Source organism: Bradyrhizobium sp. URHD0069, assembly GCF_000701345.1.
Taxonomy (GTDB): domain Bacteria; phylum Pseudomonadota; class Alphaproteobacteria; order Rhizobiales; family Xanthobacteraceae; genus Bradyrhizobium.
Map to the genome: position 1 here is coordinate 125,854 of NZ_JNIJ01000010.1, position 22,271 is coordinate 148,124.

22 protein-coding genes and 1 other RNA gene are annotated in these 22,271 nt (G+C 62.7%); 11 read left to right on the forward strand and 12 right to left on the reverse strand.

What is annotated here, in order from left to right; all coding sequences use genetic code 11:
- Positions 1-11: 11 nt before the first annotated feature.
- Positions 12-2,684: a ligase-associated DNA damage response DEXH box helicase gene (locus N554_RS0104845; protein WP_029582448.1), complete on the reverse strand. Its 2,673-nt coding sequence runs from the start codon at positions 2,682-2,684 to the stop codon at positions 12-14.
- A gap of 135 nt (positions 2,685-2,819) precedes the next feature.
- Positions 2,820-3,746 (reverse strand): class I SAM-dependent DNA methyltransferase, encoded by a 927-nt coding sequence (locus N554_RS0104850; protein WP_029582449.1) that lies wholly within the window; start codon positions 3,744-3,746, stop codon positions 2,820-2,822.
- A gap of 154 nt (positions 3,747-3,900) precedes the next feature.
- Here N554_RS0104850 and N554_RS0104855 point away from each other — a divergent pair, with 154 nt between their 5' ends.
- The 4 genes from N554_RS0104855 (at position 3,901) to N554_RS0104870 (ending at position 8,611) form a co-directional block, all read left to right on the forward strand.
- Positions 3,901-4,941 carry a ligase-associated DNA damage response exonuclease gene (locus N554_RS0104855; protein ID WP_029582450.1) on the forward strand — a complete coding sequence of 347 codons (1,041 nt, stop codon included), beginning with the start codon at positions 3,901-3,903 and terminating at the stop codon, positions 4,939-4,941.
- The gene (locus N554_RS0104860; RefSeq protein WP_029582451.1) at positions 4,938-6,626 is read left to right on the forward strand and encodes an ATP-dependent DNA ligase; all 1,689 of its coding nucleotides are present in this window, start codon (positions 4,938-4,940) and stop codon (positions 6,624-6,626) included. The genes N554_RS0104855 and N554_RS0104860 overlap by 4 nt, the downstream gene beginning before the upstream one ends.
- Positions 6,627-6,953: 327 nt before the next feature.
- Positions 6,954-7,256, forward strand: a complete 303-nt coding sequence (locus N554_RS0104865; RefSeq protein ID WP_029582452.1) for a DUF6460 domain-containing protein — start codon at positions 6,954-6,956, stop codon at positions 7,254-7,256.
- 80 nt (positions 7,257-7,336) lie between these two features.
- The gene (locus N554_RS0104870; RefSeq protein WP_051677329.1) at positions 7,337-8,611 is read left to right on the forward strand and encodes an MATE family efflux transporter; all 1,275 of its coding nucleotides are present in this window, start codon (positions 7,337-7,339) and stop codon (positions 8,609-8,611) included.
- Positions 8,612-8,631: 20 nt separating this feature from the next.
- Here the strand turns inward: N554_RS0104870 and N554_RS0104875 are convergent, their stop codons facing one another.
- Positions 8,632-9,726 (reverse strand): quinone-dependent dihydroorotate dehydrogenase, encoded by a 1,095-nt coding sequence (locus N554_RS0104875; protein WP_029582454.1) that lies wholly within the window; start codon positions 9,724-9,726, stop codon positions 8,632-8,634.
- Positions 9,723-10,067, reverse strand: a complete 345-nt coding sequence (locus N554_RS0104880; protein ID WP_029582455.1) for a DUF952 domain-containing protein — start codon at positions 10,065-10,067, stop codon at positions 9,723-9,725. Before N554_RS0104880 ends, N554_RS0104875 begins: the two co-directional genes overlap by 4 nt.
- A gap of 176 nt (positions 10,068-10,243) precedes the next feature.
- On the opposite strand from N554_RS0104880, the gene N554_RS0104885 reads away from it, so the two are divergent.
- Complete coding sequence (locus N554_RS0104885) at positions 10,244-10,897, forward strand: S24 family peptidase (RefSeq protein ID WP_029582456.1); 654 nt, start codon at positions 10,244-10,246, stop codon at positions 10,895-10,897.
- A gap of 132 nt (positions 10,898-11,029) precedes the next feature.
- On the opposite strand, the gene N554_RS0104890 is transcribed toward N554_RS0104885, so the two are convergent.
- From N554_RS0104890 to N554_RS35400, 6 genes are all read right to left on the reverse strand, one after another.
- Positions 11,030-11,812 carry a class II aldolase/adducin family protein gene (locus N554_RS0104890; protein WP_245283525.1) on the reverse strand — a complete coding sequence of 261 codons (783 nt, stop codon included), beginning with the start codon at positions 11,810-11,812 and terminating at the stop codon, positions 11,030-11,032.
- Positions 11,813-12,024: 212 nt separating this feature from the next.
- Positions 12,025-13,665 (reverse strand): lysine--tRNA ligase, encoded by a 1,641-nt coding sequence (locus N554_RS0104895; protein WP_029582458.1) that lies wholly within the window; start codon positions 13,663-13,665, stop codon positions 12,025-12,027.
- A 215-nt stretch (positions 13,666-13,880) separates the two neighbouring features.
- A complete protein-coding gene (locus tag N554_RS0104900) occupies positions 13,881-14,741 on the reverse strand; it encodes a transporter substrate-binding domain-containing protein (protein ID WP_371259456.1) in 861 nt (286 codons plus the stop codon).
- A 157-nt stretch (positions 14,742-14,898) separates the two neighbouring features.
- Positions 14,899-15,489 carry an SCO family protein gene (locus N554_RS0104905; protein ID WP_029582460.1) on the reverse strand — a complete coding sequence of 197 codons (591 nt, stop codon included), beginning with the start codon at positions 15,487-15,489 and terminating at the stop codon, positions 14,899-14,901.
- Between the two features lie 21 nt (positions 15,490-15,510).
- Entirely contained in the window at positions 15,511-15,705 is a 195-nt protein-coding gene (locus N554_RS0104910; RefSeq protein WP_029582461.1) for a hypothetical protein, read from the reverse strand.
- A 72-nt stretch (positions 15,706-15,777) separates the two neighbouring features.
- On the reverse strand, positions 15,778-16,320 hold the full coding sequence (locus N554_RS35400) for a hypothetical protein (protein ID WP_245283526.1): 543 nt from the start codon (positions 16,318-16,320) through the stop codon (positions 15,778-15,780).
- Positions 16,321-16,591: 271 nt separating this feature from the next.
- On the opposite strand from N554_RS35400, the gene N554_RS0104920 reads away from it, so the two are divergent.
- The 5 genes from N554_RS0104920 (at position 16,592) to N554_RS35405 (ending at position 20,512) form a co-directional block, all read left to right on the forward strand.
- Positions 16,592-18,250: an FAD-binding dehydrogenase gene (locus N554_RS0104920; protein WP_029582462.1), complete on the forward strand. Its 1,659-nt coding sequence runs from the start codon at positions 16,592-16,594 to the stop codon at positions 18,248-18,250.
- Positions 18,251-18,335: 85 nt separating this feature from the next.
- Positions 18,336-18,686 (forward strand): RidA family protein, encoded by a 351-nt coding sequence (locus N554_RS0104925; RefSeq protein ID WP_029582463.1) that lies wholly within the window; start codon positions 18,336-18,338, stop codon positions 18,684-18,686.
- Between the two features lie 244 nt (positions 18,687-18,930).
- Positions 18,931-19,623, forward strand: coding sequence for an RNA polymerase sigma factor (locus N554_RS0104930; protein ID WP_029582464.1), 693 nt, complete (start codon positions 18,931-18,933; stop codon positions 19,621-19,623).
- Between the two features lie 87 nt (positions 19,624-19,710).
- Positions 19,711-20,232 (forward strand): DUF4142 domain-containing protein, encoded by a 522-nt coding sequence (locus tag N554_RS0104935; protein ID WP_029582465.1) that lies wholly within the window; start codon positions 19,711-19,713, stop codon positions 20,230-20,232.
- A 10-nt stretch (positions 20,233-20,242) separates the two neighbouring features.
- Positions 20,243-20,512 carry a cupredoxin domain-containing protein gene (locus N554_RS35405; RefSeq protein ID WP_051677317.1) on the forward strand — a complete coding sequence of 90 codons (270 nt, stop codon included), beginning with the start codon at positions 20,243-20,245 and terminating at the stop codon, positions 20,510-20,512.
- Positions 20,513-20,717: 205 nt separating this feature from the next.
- Here the strand turns inward: N554_RS35405 and N554_RS0104945 are convergent, their stop codons facing one another.
- A complete protein-coding gene (locus N554_RS0104945; RefSeq protein ID WP_029582466.1) occupies positions 20,718-21,290 on the reverse strand; it encodes a hypothetical protein in 573 nt (190 codons plus the stop codon).
- Positions 21,291-21,474: 184 nt separating this feature from the next.
- Here N554_RS0104945 and N554_RS35410 point away from each other — a divergent pair, with 184 nt between their 5' ends.
- On the forward strand, positions 21,475-21,717 hold the full coding sequence (locus N554_RS35410) for a hypothetical protein (protein WP_036052425.1): 243 nt from the start codon (positions 21,475-21,477) through the stop codon (positions 21,715-21,717).
- Between the two features lie 168 nt (positions 21,718-21,885).
- Here N554_RS35410 and ssrA read toward each other — a convergent pair.
- Positions 21,886-22,245: a transfer-messenger RNA gene (gene ssrA / locus N554_RS37850) on the reverse strand.
- Positions 22,246-22,271 lie beyond the last annotated feature (26 nt).

The following is a 22,271-nucleotide window of genomic DNA, read 5'->3' on the forward strand; positions in this document are numbered from 1 at the left end:
GCCGTCACCGTCTATCCAGTCGCCTCTTTGACGAGCTCGTCGGCGGCTTCCGCCAGCAATTCGTCGGATGCTTCGCCATAAACTGACTCGCGGCCGATTTCCAGCATCACCGGCACCGCCAGCGGCGAAACCCGGTCGAGTTCCTTGTGGATGATTCGCCCGTGGATTCGCGACAGCATATCACCGAGGCGGCGAAGATCGAGCAGCCCGGTCGCGGCATCGGCGCGCGCCGCGCGCAATAGCACGTGATCTGCCTGATGCTTGCGCAGCACGTCATAGATCAAATCGGTCGAGAACAGCACCTGCCGCCTGGTCTTTTCCTCCCCGGTGAATCGCCGCGCGATCAATCCCGAGATGATCGCGCAGGTGCGGAAGGTGCGTTTCATCAGCGCGGATTCCGCAAGCCAGGCTTCGAGGTCGTCGCCCAGCATGTCCGGATCGAACAGCGCGTTGAGATCGAGCCGGCCCTGCCGGATCATGAACGACATATCCCCTAATCCCCATACCGCCAGCGCATATTCATTGGCGACGAACCCCAGCGGCCGCACCCGCGCGCGTTCCATCCGCCGCGTCAGCAACATGCCGAGCGTCTGGTGCGCCAGCCTACCTTCAAAGGGATAACAGACAAGGTAGTGCTTGTTGGCTCGCGGAAAGGTCTCCACCAAAAGTTCGCGCACGCCGGGGACGCGTGAAATATCCCTTTGCAGCGATAACCAGTCGCGCACCTGATCCGGCAAGCCGCCCCAGGCGCGCTTGTCGTCAAGCAATTTGCGAACGCGCTCGGCGAGATAGGTCGAGAGCGGAAACTTGCCGCCCATATAGGACGGCACTTTCGCGTCCTTGTCGTTGGCGCGCGAGACATAGACATTGTCTTCCGCCAGCGCTTCATAGCGGACCACCTCGCCGCCGAACACGAAGGTGTCGCCAATAACGAGGCCTTCGATAAAGGCTTCCTCGATCTCGCCGAGCATCCGGCCGCCGCGTCCCAACGCGCCGGTCGATCCCGATCCGCCGCCGCGCGAGCGCACCAGCCGCACCTTCAGCATGGTGTCTTCGACGATGGTGCCGACGTTGAGGCGATAGCTTTGTCGCACCCGGGGATTGGCGACCCGCCATCGGCCGTTCTTGTCCTGCTTGATGCGCGCGAAACGCTCATAGGTTTTCAGCGCATAGCCGCCGGTGGCGACGAAATCGACCACGTCGTCGAAATCGGTTCGTGTGAGATTTGAGTAGGGCGCGGCCGTCAGCACCTCGCCATAGAGCCGATCGGACAGAAATGGCTCGCCGCAGGCGCAGCCGAGCACGTGCTGCGCCAGCACATCGAGCGCGCCGGTGCGCAGCGGCGGAGTATCCTGCGCATTCTCCGCCACCGCGTCGATCGCAACCGCGCATTCCAGCACCTCGAAGCGATTGGCCGGCACCAGTACCGCGCGCGAGGCTTCATCGATCCGGTGGTTGGCACGGCCGATCCGCTGCATCAGCCTCGACGCCCCCTTCGGCGCGCCGACATTGATGACGAGATCGACGTCGCCCCAGTCGACGCCGAGATCGAGCGAGGAGGTGCAGACCACGCCGCGCAATCTTCCCGCCGCCATCGCGTCCTCGACCTTGCGGCGCTGCGCGACATCCAGCGAGCCCTGATGCAGCGCGATTGCGAGACCATCGTCGTTCATGCGCCAGAGATCCTGAAACAGCATCTCGGCCTGGCTACGGGTGTTGACGAAAACCAGCGTGGTCTTGTTGCGCTTGATCAGGTCGTAAATTTCACCGAGCGCATGGCGCGCGGTGTGGCCCGCCCATGGCAACCGCTCGCGCGTATCGAGCATCTCGACAATCGGCGCCGCCGCGCCGCCGGCGACCACGATATCGGCAGCCTCGCTTGCACCGTCGCGCTGTGGCACCAGAAACCGCGCCAACGATTCCGGCTCCGCTACCGTCGCCGACAGCCCGATGGAGCGCATCCGCGGCGCCAGCCGCCACAGCCGCGCCAGCCCGAGCGACAGCAAGTCGCCGCGCTTCGAGGTCACGAGGGCATGCAGCTCGTCGAGTACGATGCGCCGGAGCGAGGAGAACAGAAACGGCGCATCATCGGACGACAGCAACAACGCCAGTTGTTCTGGCGTGGTCAGCAGGATATCCGGCGGATAGCGCCGCTGCCGCTGCCGCCGCGACACGGGCGTGTCGCCGGTGCGGGTCTCGACCTTGATCGGCAGCGCCATCTCGGTAACAGGCGTTTCCAGGTTGCGCGCGATATCGACCGCGAGCGCTTTCAGCGGCGAGATGTAGAGGGTGTGGAGCCCGCGGCTGCGTTGCGCGCCCGCTGGCGGCGCTCCCTCTTCCCTTGTGGGGGAGGGCCGGGGAGACGGATAAGCCGTAGCGTTCGGTGCGTGGAGTTCACCCTCCTCCCGCAGCCCTTCGGGCGTCGACCTCCCCCATAAGCGGGAAGGTGACGAAGTGGGCCGAATGGCGCTGAGCTCCACCAGCGTCGGCAGGAATCCCGCCAGCGTCTTGCCGGCGCCGGTGGGCGCAATCAGCAAGGCGGAACGATCGTCGCGGGCCTTTGCGAGTAGCGCAAGCTGATGCTCGCGCGGCGACCATCCGCGCGCGGCGAACCACGCACGGAAATGCGCCGGCAGGAGCGCGGCTGTTTCGTCCGGGGAAGCGGGCAGGATGCGGGACGGCACAGTCCAAGACCTAAGCCGTTACGACGGCTTCGTCGAGGCCGGCGGCGGATCAAAATCGCTCCGCCCCCCTTGGGAATCGGCTATTCCGTGACCGGCTTGTCGGAAATGTCCCAGTCCTTGCCGTTGAATACAGACTCAAGTTTTCGTCGCAACCACCACCAGGCCGGGCACCGGCGCGTTGTCCTCATTGCGGGCCGACAAATCCTCGAGCCGTGACAGCGTAAACCCGGCATCGCTGATCGATGAACGCATATAGCCGGCGCTATGAGCATAACGCAGCCCCTCACCGAGAATGACGGCGTCGCCGCCATGCGTCTCCACCGTGAACGCCAGCAGGCCGCCGGCGACCAGCACGCGCTTCACTTCACGCAGCAACGGCGTGAGATCGGAGAGATAGACCATGGCGTCGGCGGCGAGAACGAGATCGGCGCTGGCGTCAGGCTTGCTCCGCAAGCCCTCCAACATGTCGGCGACCTCGAGCTGCGCATAGAGACCAGTAGCGCGCGCCTTCTCGATCATGCGCGGCGACAGATCGACGCCGATGAAATGATCGACCGCCCTGGCGAACGCGCTGGCCGCTAGCCCCGTACCGCAGCCGAGGTCGATGGCGCGCTTGAAAAAGGCGGGCCTGCGGAGCGCGTGCCGGGCGGCCAGCACGGCCTTGAATAACAGCGCAGGACCGCGATAGCCGAGATCGTCGACCAGTGCCGTCTCGAATCTCGGCGCGTATTGATCGAACAGCGCGCGCACATAGGCCTGCGGCATCGCCGAGAGTTTGTCGGCACCGAGCAGCGTCAGCCGCAGGCTTGCGCCGTGCCGATCCTCGGGATCGGCGTCTTGCGCTTTCCGAAATGCAGCAATCGCCGCATCGCGCTCGCCGAGCTGTCCGCGAATTTCTCCCAGCGTGAACCAGGCGGATGCAAAGCCGGGCGCCAGCTCGGTCGCCTGTAACAACAGATCGGCAGCGGCGGCAAGATCGCCTTTCAGTTGCAGGTCGCGCGCAAAATCGAACCGGCGGTCGGCAACGAGATCGCCAGAGGACAGGAATAGGCGGGCGGGCATGGCTCTACATTCATCATCGCCGAACGCCTGTCCCCCACTTGATCGGGATGATCCGGCAATTCATAAAAAAAGAATTCTTTCGGAAAATGGATGCGCGGGTCAAGCCCACGCAGGACGGGTAAAAATCGCTCCACTGGAGCCCTATATAACCGAGATGCGTCCGCAAGACATCCTGATGCCGGTGTCCGCCGGCCTGTGCTGCAAGCCCGGCGGCTTCCATATCGATCCGGTGCGGCCGGTCGAGCGCGCCGTGATCACCCATGGCCATTCCGACCACGCCCGATCAGGTCATGGCGCGGTGCTGGCTACCCGGGAGACGCTCGACATGATGCGGCTGCGTTACGGCGATCATTTCGCCGGCACTACGCAGGCCATCGCCTATGGCGAGCAAGTGCGGCTCGGCGACGTCCGGATCAAATTTCATCCCGCAGGTCACGTGTTGGGCTCGGCGCAGATCGCGGTTTCCTGCAAAGACACCTGCATCGTCGCCTCCGGCGATTACAAGGATGCGCCCGACCCGACCTGCGCGCCGTTCGAGGTGGTGCCGTGCGACGTGTTCATCACCGAGGCCACTTTCGGTTTGCCGGTGTTTCGTCACGGCAACGCGGAGGACGAAATCAGAAAGTTGTTGGCGTCGGTCGCGCTGTTCCCGGAGCGGGCGCATCTAGTCGGCGCCTATTCGCTCGGCAAGGCGCAGCGCGTGATCGCACTTTTGCGTGAGGCCGGCTACGACGCGCCGATCTATCTGCACGGCGCGATGGAAAAGATCACCGGCTACTATGAGAGCCGCGGCGTGGCGCTGGGCGAGCTGCGCCTGATCAAAGGCATGAAGAAGGCCGATCTGGCCGGCACCATCACACTGGCGCCGCCATCGGCCACCTCAGACATCTGGACGCGGCGATTTCCCGATCCGGTCACGGCATTTGCATCGGGGTGGATGCGGGTGCGGGCGCGGGCACGGCAGCGCGGCGTCGAATTGCCGCTGGTGATCTCGGATCACGCCGATTGGGACGGACTGACCGCGACCATTGACGCCACCGGCGCAGGCGAGGTCTGGGTCACCCATGGCCAGGAAGATGCGCTGGTGCATTGGTGCACGGCCAAGGGGCTGGCCGCGCGTCCGCTCGATCTGGTCGGCTATGGCGAGGAGGACGAAGGCGACGCGACGGCGGCAGGCGAGGACGCCGAGGCATGAACCGTTTCGCCGAACTGCTCGATCGGCTTTCCTACGAGCCCGGCCGCAACAACAAACTGCGGCTGATCACCGGTTACTTCCGCGAGGTCGAAGACCCCGACCGCGGTTACGCGCTCGCGGCGCTGACCGGCGCGCTATCGTTCAAGCATGCCAAGCCCGGGCTGATCCGCGACCTCATTGCGGCCCGCACCGATCCGGTGCTGTTCGCATTGTCGTATGACTATGTCGGCGATCTCTCGGAAACGGTTGCGCTGATGTGGCCGAAATCGGTGATCGATCGCGAACACGATGGTCATGATGATCAACGACACCACAACAACCCTCCGCCGCCGACCCTCACCGAGGTCGTCACCACGCTGCGCACGCTCGGCAAGACCGAACTGCCGAAACAGCTCACGCGCTGGCTCGACGAGTTGGACGAGACCGGCCGCTGGGCGCTCTTAAAACTCGTCACCGGCGCGATGCGGATTGGGATCTCGGCGCGGCTGGCGAAGACCGCCGCGGCCGAGCTCGGCGGCAAGGACCCCCACGATATCGAATTGATGTGGCCGGGGCTCAGCCCGCCTTACCTCGATCTGTTCGCGTGGCTGGAAGGCCGCGCGGAAAAGCCTGTCAATCTCGATCCGACGCCGTTCCGTCCAGTGATGCTGGCGCATGCGATCGAGAACACGGACTTTGCCAATCTCGATGCCGCCGATTTCATCGCGGAATGGAAATGGGACGGCATTCGCGTGCAGGCGGTCAGCGGCCGCGACGAGCGCGGCAACATGCAGGTGCGGCTCTATTCGCGCAGCGGCGAAGACATTACCAGGAGTTTTCCCGATCTATTGCCGTCGCTGCATTTGCCCGGCGCCATCGACGGCGAGCTGCTGGTGGTTCGCGATGGCCGGGTGCAAACCTTCAACGTGCTGCAGCAGCGCCTCAACCGCAAGGTCGTCTCACAAAAACTGATGAAGGATTATCCGATCCATTTGCGCGCCTACGATCTACTCGGCGAGGGCGACAGCGATCTGCGCATGCTGCCGTTCGAGGAACGCCGCGCCCGGCTCGAGGCCTTTGTCACAAAACTCGACGATGCCAGGATCGACCTGTCGCCAACGATTCCTTTCGACAGTTGGGACGCGCTCACCGCCGCACGACGAAATCCGGCCGGCGCCGGCGCAGGCGAAGATGCCGAGGCGGTCGAAGGCGTGATGCTCAAGCGCCGCGACGCGCTCTATTTGCCGGGCCGCCCGAAAGGGCAATGGTGGAAGTGGAAGCGCGATCCGCACATCATCGACGCCGTGCTGATGTATGCGCAACGCGGCCATGGCAAACGCTCGTCGTATTACTCGGACTATACGTTCGGGGTCTGGACCACGGTCGAGAATGGCGAGCAGCTGGTACCGGTCGGCAAGGCCTATTTCGGCTTCACCGACGAAGAACTCCTGCAGATCGACCGCTTCGTGCGCCGCAACACCACCGAAAAGTTCGGACCTGTCCGGCATGTGGTACACGAGCCGGACCAAGGGCTGGTACTGGAAGTCGCCTTCGAGGGATTGGCACGCTCGCCGCGGCACAAATCCGGCGTGGCGATGCGGTTTCCGCGCATCAACCGGCTGCGCTGGGACAAGCCGCCGCGCGAGGCCGACCGGCTGGAAACCCTGGAGCGGATGCTGAAAACCGACGCAATAATTCAAGCGTAGCGTTGTCCCGCGAAAGCCCGCCCCACACCTGATGCAGGGTGGACAGCGGTTGGCACGACGAAAGCGCGCCAAAATAGAAAGATAGAGCCGCCGTTCCGACCGAGAACCGGAACGGAAAAGGCGCTGCGCCGGCAGGCGGCCATTGACGCCGACAGGCGGGTTCCCCATCTGCCCTCCACCGTACGCGCATGATCCGCCAAAGTGTGAGCGGTTTGGCGATAAGATCATGCGCTCTTTTAACTGTTTAGAGCGCGATCGGACGCAAAACCGGTTTCCACTTTTGCTGATCGCGCTCTAGAGTGCGCAAGCACGCGCAGGAGACCATCGATGCCCAACGACACCCGAGAATTGCCGGCAGCCGGTGACGGCCTCTATCGTTTTCTCGGAGGCTCGCCGCTGGCGGTGGCATTTCGGCTGATCCTGCTGTCGATTCTCGTGGGCGTGGTGCTCGCTGCGATCGGCTTCGATCCCTGGAATATCGTCAACAGCATCCGGCTGTTGTTTCGGCGGCTCTGGGATCTCGGCTTCGACGCCATCAACTGGTTGTGGCGCTACTTCCTGCTTGGCGCCGTGATCGTGATTCCGGTCTGGCTGCTGTCGCGGATGTTCGGCGCGCCGCGCGGACGCTAAGCGTCGCGCGCAGGGAACGTTCGTTGGCTTCCGTATCCAAGGTTACCACCGCGCAGGTCTTCGCCATCGCCGGGCCGGCGATGGTGGCAAACCTGACGACGCCTCTGATCGGCATTGTCTCGACGATCGCGATCGGGCGGCTGGGCGAGGCGACGCTGCTCGGCGGCGTGGCTATGGCGTCGGTCATCTTCGACTGTCTGTTCTGGCTGTTCGCATTCCTGCGCATGAGCACGGTTGCCTTCACCGCGCAGGCCCTTGGCGCGGACGAAAAGCTGGAATTGCGCGCGCTGCTGGTGCGGGGTTTGGTCGTCGCGGCGTTGATCGGTGCGTGTCTCATTGTTCTGCAAATGCCGCTTGCCGCAATTTTGCTGGGGGCGATGGGCGGCAGCGAGGGCGTCACGCGCGCTGCGAAGGTCTACTTCATGATCCGCATCTGGTCTGCACCGCTGGTACTGGCCAATTATGTCGTGCTCGGCTGGCTGATCGGACAGGCCCGCGCAAAGCTTGCGCTTGGCGTGCAGATTGCGATCAACGTCATCAATATGGCGGCGACGGTGGCGCTGGTACTGGTGCTGAACGCCGGAATCGCCGGCGCCGCGGTTGCCGCCGTCATCGCGGAAGCGGCCGGGCTCCTGCTCGGCATTCTGATCGCGCGAGGCCTGAGTAATGGACGGCTTGGCGTGCCGCGCGCCGCCCTGCTCGACCGCGCCAAGCTTCTGCGCATGCTCGCGGTCAACCGCGATATCATGATCCGCACCGCCGCACTGATATCAGCGTTCCTGTTTTTCACCGCCCAGGGCGCACGCGCCGGTGACGTGACGCTCGCGGCCAACGCGGTGCTCAACAACTTTCTTTTGATCAGCGCGTTCTTTCTCGACGGCCTTGCCAACGCGGCCGAGCAGCTTTGCGGCCGAGCCTACGGCGCCCGCGACCGGATCGCGTTCTCAACTGCCGTCCGGCTGGTAGTGCTGTGGGGATTCGCCTTTGCCGTTGCGGTGACAGCGAGTTACGCGCTGTTCGGGCCTGGGCTCATCGATATCATGACCGCTAGCGAAGAGGTTCGGCGCACCGCGCGCAACTATCTATGGCTGGTGGCGCTGGCCCCGGTGCTTGGCGTCTTCGCCTTCGCCTATGACGGGGTTTTTATCGGCGCGACCTGGGCTCGCGATATGCGCAACCTGATGGTGCTTTCGTTGTTGATATTTCTCACGGCGTGGCTGGCGCTGCGGTCGTTCGGCAATGCCGGCCTGTGGGGAGCCCTGCTGGTGCATTATGCCGCGCGCGGAGGTTTGCAGGCCATGCGCTATCCGGCGTTGCTGCGCGCTTCATTCCACCAGGAGCCGCTGCCCGGCTGAATTTAGGGGATGGTATGTGATTAAACCGGCCATTCCTCGGCCGTAATCGTCGCGGCATCGGCGCCGACGATTTCGGACAGCGAGTCGCGTCCGGTGCGCAACAGCGTTGACGCAAGATCGCTCTTGATGTTGTCCACGAGGCCAAGGCCCTTGTAGATCAGCGAGGAATAAAGCTGGATCAGGCTGGCGCCGGCACGGATCTTGGTCAGCGCAGCACCCCCGCTATCGATGCCGCCGACGCCTACCAGCGGAAACGCGCCCTCGGCTCGCACATATGTCTCCGCTACCATCCGTGTCGACAGCCGAAACAGCGGCCGGCCCGACAAACCGCCCTGCTCCTTGGCCCGGGTCTGTTCGCGCAAGGTCGCCGGCCGCGCCACCGTGGTATTGGCCACGATCATGCCGTCGACGCGGCGCGAGCGGGCGATATGAACGACATCGTCGAGTTCGGCCAGACTCAAATCGGGCGCGATCTTGAGCAGCACCGGCGTTTCGCCGGCGTTCCGCCGCACCCGCTCGCGCGCATCGATCACCTTGGCCAGGAGATCGTCGAGCGCGGAAGCCTGCTGCAGGTTGCGCAGACCCGGCGTATTCGGCGACGAGACGTTGACCGTAAAATAGCTTGCCACCGGCGCGAAGGTTTCGATCAGCTTGACATAGTCAGCGACGCGGTCGGCGGTATCCTTGTTGGCGCCGACGTTCACGCCGACGATGCCGCCGAGATGGGCTCGCCCGGCCAGCCGCCGGAGCACTGCATCAGCCCCGTCATTGTTGAAGCCCATGCGATTGATGATGGCTTCATCGCGCTCCAGCCGGAACAAACGCGGCCGCGGATTGCCTGTTTGCGGCTTCGGCGTCACGCTCCCGATCTCGACAAAACCGAACCCGAGCCGCAACAGCGCGTCCGGCGCTTCCGCGCTCTTGTCGAAACCCGCGGCCATGCCAATCGGATTAGGAAAATTCAGGCCGAAGGCCCGCACAGCAAGCTTTGGATCGTCCGGCCGCGGCCGGATCGGCGGCAGCAGCCGCAAACCCTGAATGGCCAGACGATGCCCGTCCTCCGGATCGAACCAGCGCAACAGCGGCAGCGAAAAGGCATCGAAGGCCCGGATCACGGCGCTAGCTCCGGGATCTCGTGATATCCATCGGACCGCGCGCGCAGCTCGCGCACACCAACGACCGCGCCGAGATCGAGTTCACCGTAGAGATGCGGAAACAACTCGTCGTTGCGCGAGCATTCCCACCGCACCGCCTCGCCCAGGGCGTCGGCATCGACCTCGATCAGAAACAGTCCGCTCTGGCCGAAGAAATGCTTTCTTGCCGTCTCCGCCACCTGCGATGCGGTCGAAAAATGAATAAAGCCGTCGCGGAGGTCGTCGGCGCTGCCGCGGTATACGCCTTGCCGCTCGGCCTCGCGCCAAGCCGAAGCAGGACAGATTTTGTAGATTCTGCGCACGTGTTCCGGAGTTCCTGCTTTGTCGTTGAGTCTCTTGGGATTTCCCGGAATTTCCGGACCTCGCGCCGACCGTATCGGCGCGCCTTGCCCACTTCAAGGGTCGCGGCATCGGCTGTTTGCGGATTGCGAAAACGAGTTCGTTGAGGTAATAATTCCTAATTGTGGAAGGCTGACCGATGGCCAAGCAGCCAAAAACTCCGCGCGTGCTGACCCACAGCCAGATCTGGACCGCGCTGGATCGGCTTGCCGAGCGCGCCGGACTGTCGGCCTCGGGGCTCGCCAAGCGCTCCGGCCTCGATCCCACCACGTTCAACAAATCCAAGCGCATCACCGCTGACGGCCGTGAACGATGGCCCTCCACCGAATCGGTGGCCAAGGCGCTCGCCGCCACCAACAGTTCCCTCGATACCTTCGTGCAGCTGATCGGCGATAGCGTGCGCACCGTACAGTCGGTGCCGCTGCTCGGTTTTACACAGGCCGGAAGCAGTGGCTATTTTGACGAGAATGGCTTCCCAACCGGCAAGGGCTGGGACGAGGTGGCGCTGCCCTCGGCCAATGACGAGCATGCTTATGCGCTGGAAATTTCCGGCGATCAGATGAAGCCTGTCTACCGCGACGGCGACGTCATCGTGGTGTCGCCGGGCACGCCGATCCGGCGCGGCGACCGCGTCGTGGTGAAAACGCGGGCCGGCGAGGTGATGGTGAGGGAATTGAAACGCCGGACGGCGAAGACGCTAGAGCTGCAATCGCTGAATCCGAATGACGCCGACCGCACCTTGGCGGCCGGCGAGGTCGAGTGGATCGCCAGGATTATTTGGGCAAGTCAATAACCCTATCCTAGCCTCGTGGAACGCGGCCGCCTTTTTCTAACAAGCGATGACACGGAGTACGGGTCCCGGCGTTCGCCCGGGACGACGATCGCGGCGCTTCTGGCCGAAAAGCGCGAAGTCCCTCGTCGGCGCCTACGAAGCGTAGTCAGGCTCCTTCCGATCGAGGATGCGCTTCAATGCATCGAAGTGCCGCTGTGCCGGGGTTGGCCCCTCGTAGAAACCAGTCCCGCCGATATCCCGCTTGGTCTTCTCGACAACCGCGGCAGGGAGCTGTTTCAGGGGTTGCCCGGTCCACATGGCGTAGACCTGAACCTGTGCCGCGCGTTCGATGTAGTAAAGCCGATCATAGGCATCGGCGACCGTATTGCCGACCGTGGTAATGCCGTGATTGGCCATGAACAACACTGTCTTGTCGCCGATGACCCTGGCGAGGCGATCGCCTTCCGCGGGGTCGAGGGCCGGGCCGGTGTACTCGTCGTCGTACGCAATCTCTCCCATCATCCCGACCTCGGTCTGGCCGATCTCCTTGATGCGCGGGTCTTCGAGGCGTGTCAGCGCACTCGCATACGGCATGTGCGTATGAAACACGGCTTTGGCCTGCGGCAGCGCCTTGTGGATGGGCGCATGGATGCAATAGCAGGAGCGTTCCACCTCGCCCGCCCCGCGCCTGATCTTGCCGTCTTCGAGGCCAACCTCCATGAAGGAAGAGGCCGTCACCTCGGACCAATGCATCCCGAACGGGATCTGGTAGTAGCGGTCGCTGTGGCCTGGCACGACAAGCGTCAGGTGGTTGAAGATTCCCTCGCTGAAACCGTGCATGAAGGCCAGCCGGTGCGCGGCCGCCAGATCGACACGCGCCTGCCATTCCTCGGCACTGCAATCCTGGAGCTCTTTCGGCGAAACCCTGAACTGCATAGGCATCCTCCCTGCTGTTGCTGCGATGGCGTCCGCGTCACCGCCTCGACGGAAGCCGGACGGTTTTCTTATGAGCTGGATTGTAATGCATTTTGAAACGGTGTCGGCTGAAATTACAGCCGGCCTCCCATCTCGATTTGCAGTGTCACCATCGCAGCTGGGTGATGATGCGCTGCGAAGATAAAGCCATGGCAGTCACGGAGCCCGCAGGATCATCCCGACCGTGCTAGCGCGCCGTCGATCATCGTCACCGCATTTTGTAACCCATACACCGCAACGAAGGATCCGAAGCGTGGGCCTTTTTCCTGACCGAGCAGCACCTGATAGAGCATGTTGAACCAGTCGAGCGAGACACCCGGCCGGCCATCCTTGCCCTTCTTTACCGGATCGAGGAACGGTTCGCGCCGGCCGATCTCGTAGACCACGTTCTGGATCTCTTCCGCGGAAGTGTCCGCCGGCAATTGCGACAGCGCGTCGCGCAAATCCTGCAGCGCCGCACGTTCGAGAGGGCTCGGGTCGCGGAATTTCTTGGTCGGCGCCACGAAGTCGCGATAGTAGTTGATGGCGTAGCCGACCATTGCGTCGAGCTTTGGATGGGTTTGCGGCGTGACGCCGGGACGATAGCGCCCGATGAAGCCCCACAAGGTTGCGGCATTCTCCGCGTTCGAGGACGACACCAGCGTCAGCAGCATTTGGAAGGTGACGGGCATATCGGACGCAGGCGGATAGCCGGCGTGGATGTGCCAGACCGGATTGGCGAGCTGCTGCTTGGCATCCTGCCGTGGAAACGCTTCGAGAAATTGCTGGTAGTCGTCGACGTTGCGCGGGATCACGTCGAAGTATAATCGCTTGGCCGCTTTCGGCTCGCGATACATGAACAGCGAGAGCGATTCCGGCGACGCATAGCGCAACCATTCATCGATGGTGAGCCCGTTGCCCTTCGACTTGGAAATCTTCTGGCCCTTGTCGTCGAGGAACAGTTCGTAGTTGAACCCTTCCGGCGGCATGCCGCCGAGTGCCGTGCAGATCTTGCCCGACAGCTTGACCGAATCGATTAGATCCTTGCCGGCCATCTCATAATCGATGCCGAGCGCCAACCAGCGCATCGCCCAGTCCGGCTTCCACTGCAGCTTGCAATGTCCGCCAGTGACCGGAAGCGTGACGCGCTCTTTGGTCTCGGGATCGTCATAGGAGATCGTGCCGGACTTCGCGTTGTGCGCCACGATCGGCACATACAGCACCATGCCGGTACGCGGACAGATCGGCAGGAACGGTGAATAGCTCGCCGCGCGCTCTTCGCGCAAAGACGGCAGCATGATCGCCATCACTTGCTCGAGACGCTCTAGCACGCGCAGCAGCGCGGCGTCGAACTTTCCGGAGGTGTAATAGTCGGTCGAGCTGGCGAACTCGTAGTCGAACCCGAAGGTATCGAGAAAGGCACGCAGCCGCGCATTGTTGTGCGCGCCGAAACTCGGATGGGTGCCGAACGGGTCGGGCACCCGGGTCAGCGGCTTGCCGAGATGTTCTGCCAGCATCTCCTTGTTCGGCACGTTGTCCGGCACCTTGCGCAAGCCGTCCATGTCGTCGGAGAACGCGATCAGCCGCGTCTTGATCTTGTCCTCGGTGAGCACCCGGAACGCATGACGCACCATGGTGGTGCGCGCCACTTCGCCGAACGTGCCGATATGCGGCAGGCCCGACGGCCCGTAACCGGTCGCAAACAGCACCTCGTCCTTCGGTTTCTTCTTCAGCCGCGCGACAATCTGCTTCGCCTGCTCGAATGGCCAGGCGCTGGATTGCTCGGCGAGCGGGCGCAGATCGCTCGGACTGGCGGCAAGATCGATCGTGGACATCTAAAGGGGTCTCCAAGGACGCGGAAACTAACGTGTCAGCCTGTAAATGCAACGGCTGAACGTTGAGACCAGCCGTCATTGCGAGCCGACGGATCGCGCCAATGCCCGCCCGATGACTGGCTCCGCGAAGCAATTAGAGGGCAACAAAGGAAGACTGGATTGCTTCGTCGCCTTGCTCTTCGCAATGACGAGAAGTGCGCCATCCAATCAGACACTCAAAACGGGCTGACGGAAAAATACCGCAGCCACAAATCGGTGTAGCGGCCCTTTTCCCAGACCCGGAACAACGCCCAGTTCAACGCCTGCCGCAACAGGTCATTACCCTTGCGGACGGCGATGCCGATGCCCTCGCCGAAATAGCGGCTCTCGACAAACGGCCCGCCGCTGAAGGCGCAACATTCGGCGGAATCGGTGCCGTTGATCCAGAACGCAAGCGAGATCCCATCGCCGAAAATGAAATCGACTTCGCCGCGCCGCAGCGCCAGCCGCAACGCATCGTCATTGGGATAGGAGTGCAATTCGGCATCGGTGAACATCGCCTTAAGATAGGCCTCGTGCGACGAACCGGCGATGGCGCCGACCTTTTTTCCCTCGAGATATTCGGGGCGAATCTCCGGCATCACGGCGTCGCGCCGCGACACGAACCGCGCCGGCGCCCGATAATACGGATCGGTGAAATCGACGCGGGCGCGCAGTTGCGGCGTCACCGCGAGCGAGGCAATGATGGCGTCGCCCCGGTTGCTGGCGATGGCATCGAGCAGCGTCTCGAACCGCCGCATCTGGATCGTACAGGTGACCTTGATCTCTTCACAAAGCTGCCGCGCCAGATCGACATTGAAGCCGGCCGGATTGCCGTCCGGGCCGGTGAAATTGAAGGGCGGGTAATCGGTTTCGGTCAGGAACCGGATCACCGTGAGGCGGGACAGGTCGGGCCGTTCCGGGCGCCGCCTGGGGTCCCAGAAGCCGGGGACGGCTTGCGGTGCCGCCTCCGGGGCGGGCTTGGCGATGCCTTGGGCGTGCGCAGCGCCGCCCGACGCTGCCGCTGCCAACACAACGCCGACCGAGACCCCGGCCATCGCGAAGCTTGTCCGGAGTGCTCGAAGCAGTCGTTCGCTAGCGAGGGGGGCCATCTGTGATCGCATTGTCAGCGGTTTTTCCGAAATTCGACGGCCTTTTAGACCATCCGGCTGATAATGCGAATGTCGTTTGCGTCAGGACCGGGCGGTCCGCGGATCAGAGATACCGCTTCAGATCGGCGGCAGCTTCCTCAGGCGTCCGCTTGAGATTGAAGGGAGAGACGAATTTGCCGTCGCGATCCATCAGGTAAATCAACGCGGTATGGTCCATGGTGTAGTCGCCATCCTTCAGCGGGACTTTTTTGGCATAGACCCGGAAGGCCGAAAGCACTTTCGCCACCGCGTCGGGATTGCCGGTCAGGCCTTTGAGACGCGGATCGAAGCTCGACAGATAGTCCTTCATCGCCGCTGATGTGTCGCGCTCGGGGTCGACGGAGACGAAATAGGCGTTGACGCGATCGGCGTCCTTGCCCATCGCCCGCAGCACCTCGGAAATCTCAAACAACGACGTCGGGCATATGTCGGGGCAATGGGTGAAGCCGAAAAAGATCAGTGTGGGGCGGCCCTGCAGGCTTTTTTCGGTCACGGTCTGGCCGGCCTGGTCGGTCAACTGAAACGGGCCGCCGATCGCGGCAGGCGCCGCCACATTACGCAATCCGCCTATCGCCCACAGCATGAGCGCGAGGCCAATCGCCAGGCTTCCGGCAAATGCCGCGACAATGACCAGCGGGCGGATGGTCCGGTCCATTGTGAAAATTCCTTTGTCGGATCAGAAGCAGGCGGCGATGCCGGATTCAATCATTTCGAAGAAGACCGCCGTGCCGTAATGAAACCACAACGCCACCGCAGCCAGCACGAGCGCGCCGCCGAGAGCCACAGCGGCCACCACGATTGCCGAAGCAATCCTGTGAGCCGGCCGCGACACGCCGGGCAGGTCCTGCTGGGTAGAAATCGGCTGAGCCATGCGCAGTCATCCGAGCAAATTGACGAGACGAGACGGCGCTGCCGCCGTTCGGCGTCTATCACTCAGATAGGGCTAGTCGGGCTCCCGGGCAAGCACGGCGGGAGCACGGATGACCATGTGATGCTGACGCAAATCGCGATCTCGGCGTGACGATGATGACCGCGGAGAGGACGCCTGGGCGTCGAGATAGCAGGGGCGGTACATGCTCATTAACTGCTTGCCGCGCAGGAAAATCATCCGCGGGGTCAGTCCACCGCGCTGCGCGATCCAGCGCCGTATCGGCGACGGATACATCGAGTACAGCATCTGCGTCGCTTCGCGGTTGGTGATCGCCCGGCCGTTGGCGCCGAAATCCCAGGCGGCGTGGAAACCCAGATTGGCCTGCGACGTCACGCAAATCTTGTCGTGGGGAACCGCGCCGAGGACGATGGTGCAGGCCGAGGCGCACAGGCCGTCGATGATCACCGTCTCGCCGGAACTGCGCAGGCCCTGGTATCTGTCTACATAGGTTCCGATCCGGCCGCCTCGGTCCTCCGCAATCCGGACCACCGCGTGACTTGCCCCCACGCCCGCCAGCAGAAGGACCACCGCGAGCAACCCCGTCACGAATTTCATTTCCGGCCCCAGTCCAACCTGTCGAACCCGAATCTGATCGACTTGAGTGATGCAAGACTTTGGCCAGCGTGTTGCGAGATTGCGATTTTGTCCAGACGGCGGGAGGGATTCACAACAAATTCAAATTAAGTGTTGCAGGCGCGCTGCACCGGTTCGCCGATCGGTCCCAAACTGGAACATTACGACGTTCCAGCTGCGGCGCACCGCCATTTGCCGTTGACCGCGGTTAACGCCGCGGGCTTCAATCCCAAAGAAGTAGGGGGATACCAGAATGCCAGGGGATGCGGACGTAATCGTGGTTGGCGGCGGACTGGCGGGCCTCGTCGCCGCGACCGAAATTGCCGACGCCGGCAAGCGCGTCATCGTGATCGATCAGGAAGGCGAACAAAGCCTCGGGGGCCAGGCGTTCTGGTCGTTCGGGGGCCTATTTCTGGTGGACAGCCCCGAACAGCGCCGGCTCGGCATCAAGGACAGTTACGACCTCGCGCTGCAGGACTGGATGGGGTCGGCGGGCTTCGACCGCGATGAGGATCTCTGGCCAAGCCGCTGGGCGGAAGCCTATGTGGCGTTCGCGGCCGGCGAAAAGCGCGGATGGCTGCGGGCGATGGGCCATCGAATCTTTCCGGTGGTCGGCTGGGCCGAGCGCGGCGGCTACGATGCGATGGGCCACGGCAATTCGGTGCCGCGGTTCCATGTGACCTGGGGCACCGGCCCCGGCGTTGTCGCGCCCTTCGAGCGGCGGGCGCGCGAAGCCCAAGCGAGCGGCCGGCTGACGTTTCGGTTCCGCCACCGCGTCGATGCGCTTACCGTCACCAACGGCACGGTCGATGGCGTCAGCGGCTCCATTCTTGAGCCTGACAATGTCGAGCGGGGCAAGAGCAGCTCGCGCAAGGTTACCGGCGATTTCACGCTGCACGCCCAAGCCGTGATCGTCGCCTCCGGCGGGATCGGCGGCAACCATGATCTGGTCCGGCAGAACTGGCCGAAACGCTTGGGCGAAGCGCCGAAGAGCATGATCTCCGGCGTGCCCGAACATGTCGACGGACGGATGATCGGCATCACGGAAGCCGCGGGCGCGCGGCTGATCAACCGCGACCGGATGTGGCACTATGTCGAGGGCATCAAGAACTGGTCACCGATCTGGCCGCGCCACGGCATCCGCATCCTGCCGGGACCATCGTCGATGTGGTTCGACGCCACCGGCACGCGGCTGCCCTCGCCGCTGTTTCCGGGTTCCGACACGCTCGGCCAGCTGCAATACATTATGGGCACCGGTTACGACTATTCGTGGTTCGTGCTGACCCAGAGCATCATCAAGAAGGAATTCGCACTATCAGGCTCGGAGCAAAATCCGGACTTGACCGGCAAGAGCTGGCTGATGACCGCGCGGCGCGCCACCAACAAGGGCGCGCCCGCTCCCGTCGAAGCTTTCAAGACCAAGGGCGTGGATTTCATCGTGCGCGACAATCTCGCCGATCTCGTTACCGCCATGAATGCGCTTGCTGGCGACACCCTGCTGAAGCTCGAATATTTGAAAGCCCAGATCGAGGCGCGCGACCGCGAGATCGAAAATCCCTACGTCAAGGATACCCAGGTGATGAACATCCACAACGCGCGCAAGTACGTCGGCGACCGGCTGATCCGCACCGCGAAACCGCACCGGATTCTCGATCCCGCCGAGGGTCCCTTGATCGCGGTGAAACTCAACATCCTGACCCGCAAGACGCTGGGCGGCTTCGAAACCGACCTCGACTCCCGGGTATTCGGAAACGACGGACAGGTCATGCCGGGGCTTTACGCCGCCGGTGAGGCGGCCGGCTTCGGCGGTGGCGGCATGCATGGCTATCGGTCGCTGGAAGGCACCTTTCTCGGTGGCTGCCTGTTTTCCGGCCGCAACGCCGGACGCGCGGCGGCGAAAGCGGCTTCCTGAGGTCGACAGGCTACGGATGCCAGAACGCAGTGGCGCATACCGCTCCGGCGCGCTAGGTAATCACGACACACATTCGGAGAGCAGCATGACCATCCAGCGTTTCGATACCGGCCCGCGCATGAGCCAGGTCGTTGTCCATGGCGACACCGTCTATCTCGCCGGCGTCGTGGCCAACGGTGCTGCCGGCGAAAGCGTGACGAAGCAGACGCAGGATGTGCTTTCGATCATCGACAGCCATCTCGCCAAAGCAGGAAGTGACAAATCGAAACTGCTGACGGCGACGATCTATCTGACCGATATGAAAACTTTCGCCGAGATGAACGCGGTGTGGGAAGGTTGGGTATCGGGGGGAAATACGCCGGCGCGTGCCACCGTCGAGGCCAAACTTGCGGCGCCCCAATATAACGTTGAAATCATGGTGACCGCGGCGCGGTAACGCTCCCGACGTCCGAAATTCGATTCAGGTCCGGACGCGGTCGGTCGGCGGCCGGCTCTGCGGTTCGGCCGAAGCTGGTTGCCGAGCCAGACGTGCGCCTGGAATGAAAAAGCCTGCGGCGAAGGCTGCGGGATAACGTTCCGGATAGCCATTTGGGGCGCTTTTTTTAAGGCGCGGGAACCTCCTTGGCTTTGCCGCATCCAATCCTCAGCAGTATCGTGTTATCGGTTGGAGCGAAGCCATCATGCGCGCGGCACAAGCACCACAAGTCGCTCCCATCGGGAGCCCTGAGGCCGAATTGGTCCAGCGCGCCCGCAATCGCGACGAGCCGGCCATTCGCTCGATCATGCAATCGAACAATCGCCGGCTGTACCGGCTCGCCCGCGGAATCCTACGCAACGACAGCGAGGCCGAGGACGTGGTGCAGGAAACCTATCTCCGGGCGTTCACGCATCTGCAGGATTTCCGCGGCGATTCAAGTCTCGCAACCTGGCTGGCGCGTATCGCCATGAACGAAGCTTTGGGCCGGCTGCGCCGCCAGCGGCCGGGGGTGGAATGGACGTCGCTGCCGCCGGGAACGCTGGAGGCGCAAGTCATCCAGTTTCCTCTCTCGGCCGTATCCGAGGACCCGGAAAAATCCATGGCACAGCGTGAAATTCAGCATGTCGTCGAGCACGCGATCGACGAACTCCCCAACGCCTTTCGGATCGTTTTCATCACCCGCGTGATCGAGGGGATGAATGTCGAGGAGACATCGGAGCTTCTCGGGCTGAAACCGGAGACCGTGAAAACCAGGCTGCACCGTGCCCGCACCATGCTGCGGAATAATGTGGAAAGGAAAATCGGCCCCATCGTCATGGAAGCGTTTCCCTTTGCCGGCAAGCGCTGCGAACGGCTGACCGACGCGGTTTTGAAACGGCTCGGCCTGACCGCATAGTTTTTCGGGCGTCCTCGCTCCATCCAATCCTGTGCAACCAACAATGCCGGGTGGCGGAAAGCCACGGCGCCACAGGAGTGTCAAACCATGTTCGTTCGAATGAGCGCGGCAATCGCCGCGGTGAGTCTGTTGAGCAGTGCCGCTCTTGCACAAGGTGCGAAGCCGACCGATCCGCAAATCGCGCATATCGCCTACACCGCCGGCGTGATCGATATCGCGGCGGCGAAACAGGCGATGACGAAAGCCAGCAACAAGGAGGTCAAGGCATTCGCTGGCGACATGGTGCGCGACCATGAAGCCGTGAACAAGCAGGCGCTGGATTTGGTGAAGAAGCTGAAGGTCACGCCGGAAGACAACGACACCAGCCGCTCGCTTTCGAAACAGGCCGCCGACAAGCTCGCCGAACTCGGCAAGCTGAAAGGCGCGGAATTCGACAAGGCCTATGTCGCCAACGAAGTCGCCTATCACAAGGCGGTCAACGGCGCGCTCGAGACCCAGTTGATTCCTTCGGCAAGCAATGCCGAACTGAAAAGCCTGCTGCAGACCGGCCTGAAGATCTTTCAGGGCCACCAGCAGCACGCCGAACATGTCGCAGCGGCGCTGAAATAAGGAGCCTCACATGACGCTGAGATGGATACTCCCGATCAGCGCAACGCTAACGCTGGGAATATTCGTCTCGGCGCGTGCGGCGACCATCCAAATCTCGATGGAAAACCTGGTGGTCTCGCCGGCGGAGGCCACAGCCAAGGTCGGCGACACCATCGAATGGATCAACAAGGACATTTTTGTCCATACCGCGACGGCGCGAAACGGCGACTGGGACGTAACGATGCCGCCGAAGAAGACCGTCACCTCGGTTTTGAAGAAGGCCGGTACAATCGAATATTAATGCCGCTTCCATCCCAACATGAAGGCAACCCTTACCGTCGAGCCGTAACGACGCCGTCGTGAAGCCGAGCGCGAGTTGCGCGTGCAGCGGCGAGTTCGGATCGAACAGCCGCGCGCCCGATCGCGATGTGATCAGCATGCCCCGGCGCCAGAATATCATCGGCCTGTCAAAACCTTGCTGTCTTGAACATAGAGAGAAATACCTGTCAGGAAACCCTCGTCCGCCGCAACGCCGTCGCCAGCGCGACCGCGACGCCGGCCTGCCAGACCGGATAGAGCACCGACGTCAGATCGACGTCGAGCGCATTGTCGAGCGCCAGCAGCGCGCCGGCGATGGTGCCGTAGAGCAACATCGGCGCCCACGCCACGACATCGCGCGGACCGGATGGCAGCAGAGATATTCCAAGCGCCATGATCGTCGTGCCGGTGAATCCACCGGCCAATCCGGACCAGATATTTCTCAGGGCCTTGCTCGCATCACTTGCCTGCCCGTCGATGAAGATCGCAGCATTCACCGCGCACACGAAGGCGATCATGGTGACGACGGCAGCAAGCAGCGCTGCCCACCACGGATTTGCACTGCGCCGGACCAGAAAGAGAACGAGGATCGCGAACGGGATCGACACCAGCGCGATCCGGAATTCGCCGGGCGTGCCGCTGATCCTGTCGATCAGTTGCGGGAGCAGCGGCGTCAGGATGCCGGTCAGCACGCCGGCGACTGCGACCGCGAACAAGCCGCCGTTGCGTGATGTGTCGATTGAAATGATCGCTTCGGCCAAACGTTCTCCTCTTGCACTTTCTCGGGCAAACTTGGAGCGGGCGTTCCCGGATGACGGGTGCGCCAATTTCGGTAGCGGTCAATTACGATGCCGGATTATCACGTTTGAAGGAGCTTACCAAAAGCTAATTGGCGAAACTGAAGGCGCGTTTCCATCTTCCCTTTGCACTATACAGGAGATCAAGATGAAACTCGCAATGATTGGCGCCGCCGCTGTTGCCGCGGCAGCTTTCGCAACACCCGCGCTGGCGCAACAGGTAATCGAAGACCCCGGCTATTGCGCGCAGTTCTACCCGAATGCAAATTGCCAAAACCTGGGAGCCGGCAATCCGTATACCGATGGCGGCTACTATCGCAACAACTGGCGGAATGGCAACGCGTCCATGGCGCCTCGCTTGCACCATCGCCAACGGACGCATCACGGATAATGGAAAATGAATAAGAAGTGGCCAGGGAGCCACTTCTTTTTTTATCCAGAGGTCGTCGCACAGCCTTTTGCCGGATCGCCGTGCTTCTTTCGGAGCCGCCGGCACGGCGGGCCAATTCCTGGCCTCGAGACAAAATAAAAGCCGCGCCAACCCGAGGGCTGACGCGGCAATGAAGCTTCTGTTGCCAGGTGCTCCGAACCCCGAACAGGTTACGCCGCGAGGCGCACTTCGTTCAATGCAACGTTATCGTTTGCATTTAGGTTTTTGACCCGATAACGGCGGTATCATGCCGGGCACAATTCAGAACTTCTTCGCGACCATCGATCCTATTTCGCCCCCGCCTTAGCAGCCCAGGGATTCTGCCTTACGGCAGAATCGATCTCACCGGGATGAGACCTTTAAGCTCAAGCTGCTAAGGTGGAGGCGCCGGGTACTGCCCCCGGGTCTGCCCGCAGTCCGCTCTAAGTTTCAGCGCCATCGTCTTGCGACGATAACACCGTACGCGCGATTGGTGAAGAAAGATAGGCTGCTATCGCCGCCACGGTCGGGGCAAC

Coding starts and splice junctions, on each gene's coding strand:
- N554_RS0104850 (WP_029582449.1), bottom strand. CDS start 3,746: ATGCCCGCCCGCCTATTCCTGTCCTCTGGCGATCTCGTTGCCGACCGC.
- N554_RS0104855 (WP_029582450.1), top strand. CDS start 3,901: ATGCGTCCGCAAGACATCCTGATGCCGGTGTCCGCCGGCCTGTGCTGC.
- N554_RS0104860 (WP_029582451.1), top strand. CDS start 4,938: ATGAACCGTTTCGCCGAACTGCTCGATCGGCTTTCCTACGAGCCCGGC.
- N554_RS0104865 (WP_029582452.1), top strand. CDS start 6,954: ATGCCCAACGACACCCGAGAATTGCCGGCAGCCGGTGACGGCCTCTAT.
- N554_RS0104870 (WP_051677329.1), top strand. CDS start 7,337: ATGGTGGCAAACCTGACGACGCCTCTGATCGGCATTGTCTCGACGATC.
- N554_RS0104885 (WP_029582456.1), top strand. CDS start 10,244: ATGGCCAAGCAGCCAAAAACTCCGCGCGTGCTGACCCACAGCCAGATC.
- N554_RS0104890 (WP_245283525.1), bottom strand. CDS start 11,812: ATGCAGTTCAGGGTTTCGCCGAAAGAGCTCCAGGATTGCAGTGCCGAG.
- N554_RS0104895 (WP_029582458.1), bottom strand. CDS start 13,665: ATGTCCACGATCGATCTTGCCGCCAGTCCGAGCGATCTGCGCCCGCTC.
- N554_RS0104900 (WP_371259456.1), bottom strand. CDS start 14,741: ATGGCCGGGGTCTCGGTCGGCGTTGTGTTGGCAGCGGCAGCGTCGGGC.
- N554_RS0104905 (WP_029582460.1), bottom strand. CDS start 15,489: ATGGACCGGACCATCCGCCCGCTGGTCATTGTCGCGGCATTTGCCGGA.
- N554_RS0104910 (WP_029582461.1), bottom strand. CDS start 15,705: ATGGCTCAGCCGATTTCTACCCAGCAGGACCTGCCCGGCGTGTCGCGG.
- N554_RS35400 (WP_245283526.1), bottom strand. CDS start 16,320: ATGAAATTCGTGACGGGGTTGCTCGCGGTGGTCCTTCTGCTGGCGGGC.
- N554_RS0104920 (WP_029582462.1), top strand. CDS start 16,592: ATGCCAGGGGATGCGGACGTAATCGTGGTTGGCGGCGGACTGGCGGGC.
- N554_RS0104925 (WP_029582463.1), top strand. CDS start 18,336: ATGACCATCCAGCGTTTCGATACCGGCCCGCGCATGAGCCAGGTCGTT.
- N554_RS0104930 (WP_029582464.1), top strand. CDS start 18,931: ATGCGCGCGGCACAAGCACCACAAGTCGCTCCCATCGGGAGCCCTGAG.
- N554_RS0104935 (WP_029582465.1), top strand. CDS start 19,711: ATGTTCGTTCGAATGAGCGCGGCAATCGCCGCGGTGAGTCTGTTGAGC.
- N554_RS35405 (WP_051677317.1), top strand. CDS start 20,243: ATGACGCTGAGATGGATACTCCCGATCAGCGCAACGCTAACGCTGGGA.
- N554_RS35410 (WP_036052425.1), top strand. CDS start 21,475: ATGAAACTCGCAATGATTGGCGCCGCCGCTGTTGCCGCGGCAGCTTTC.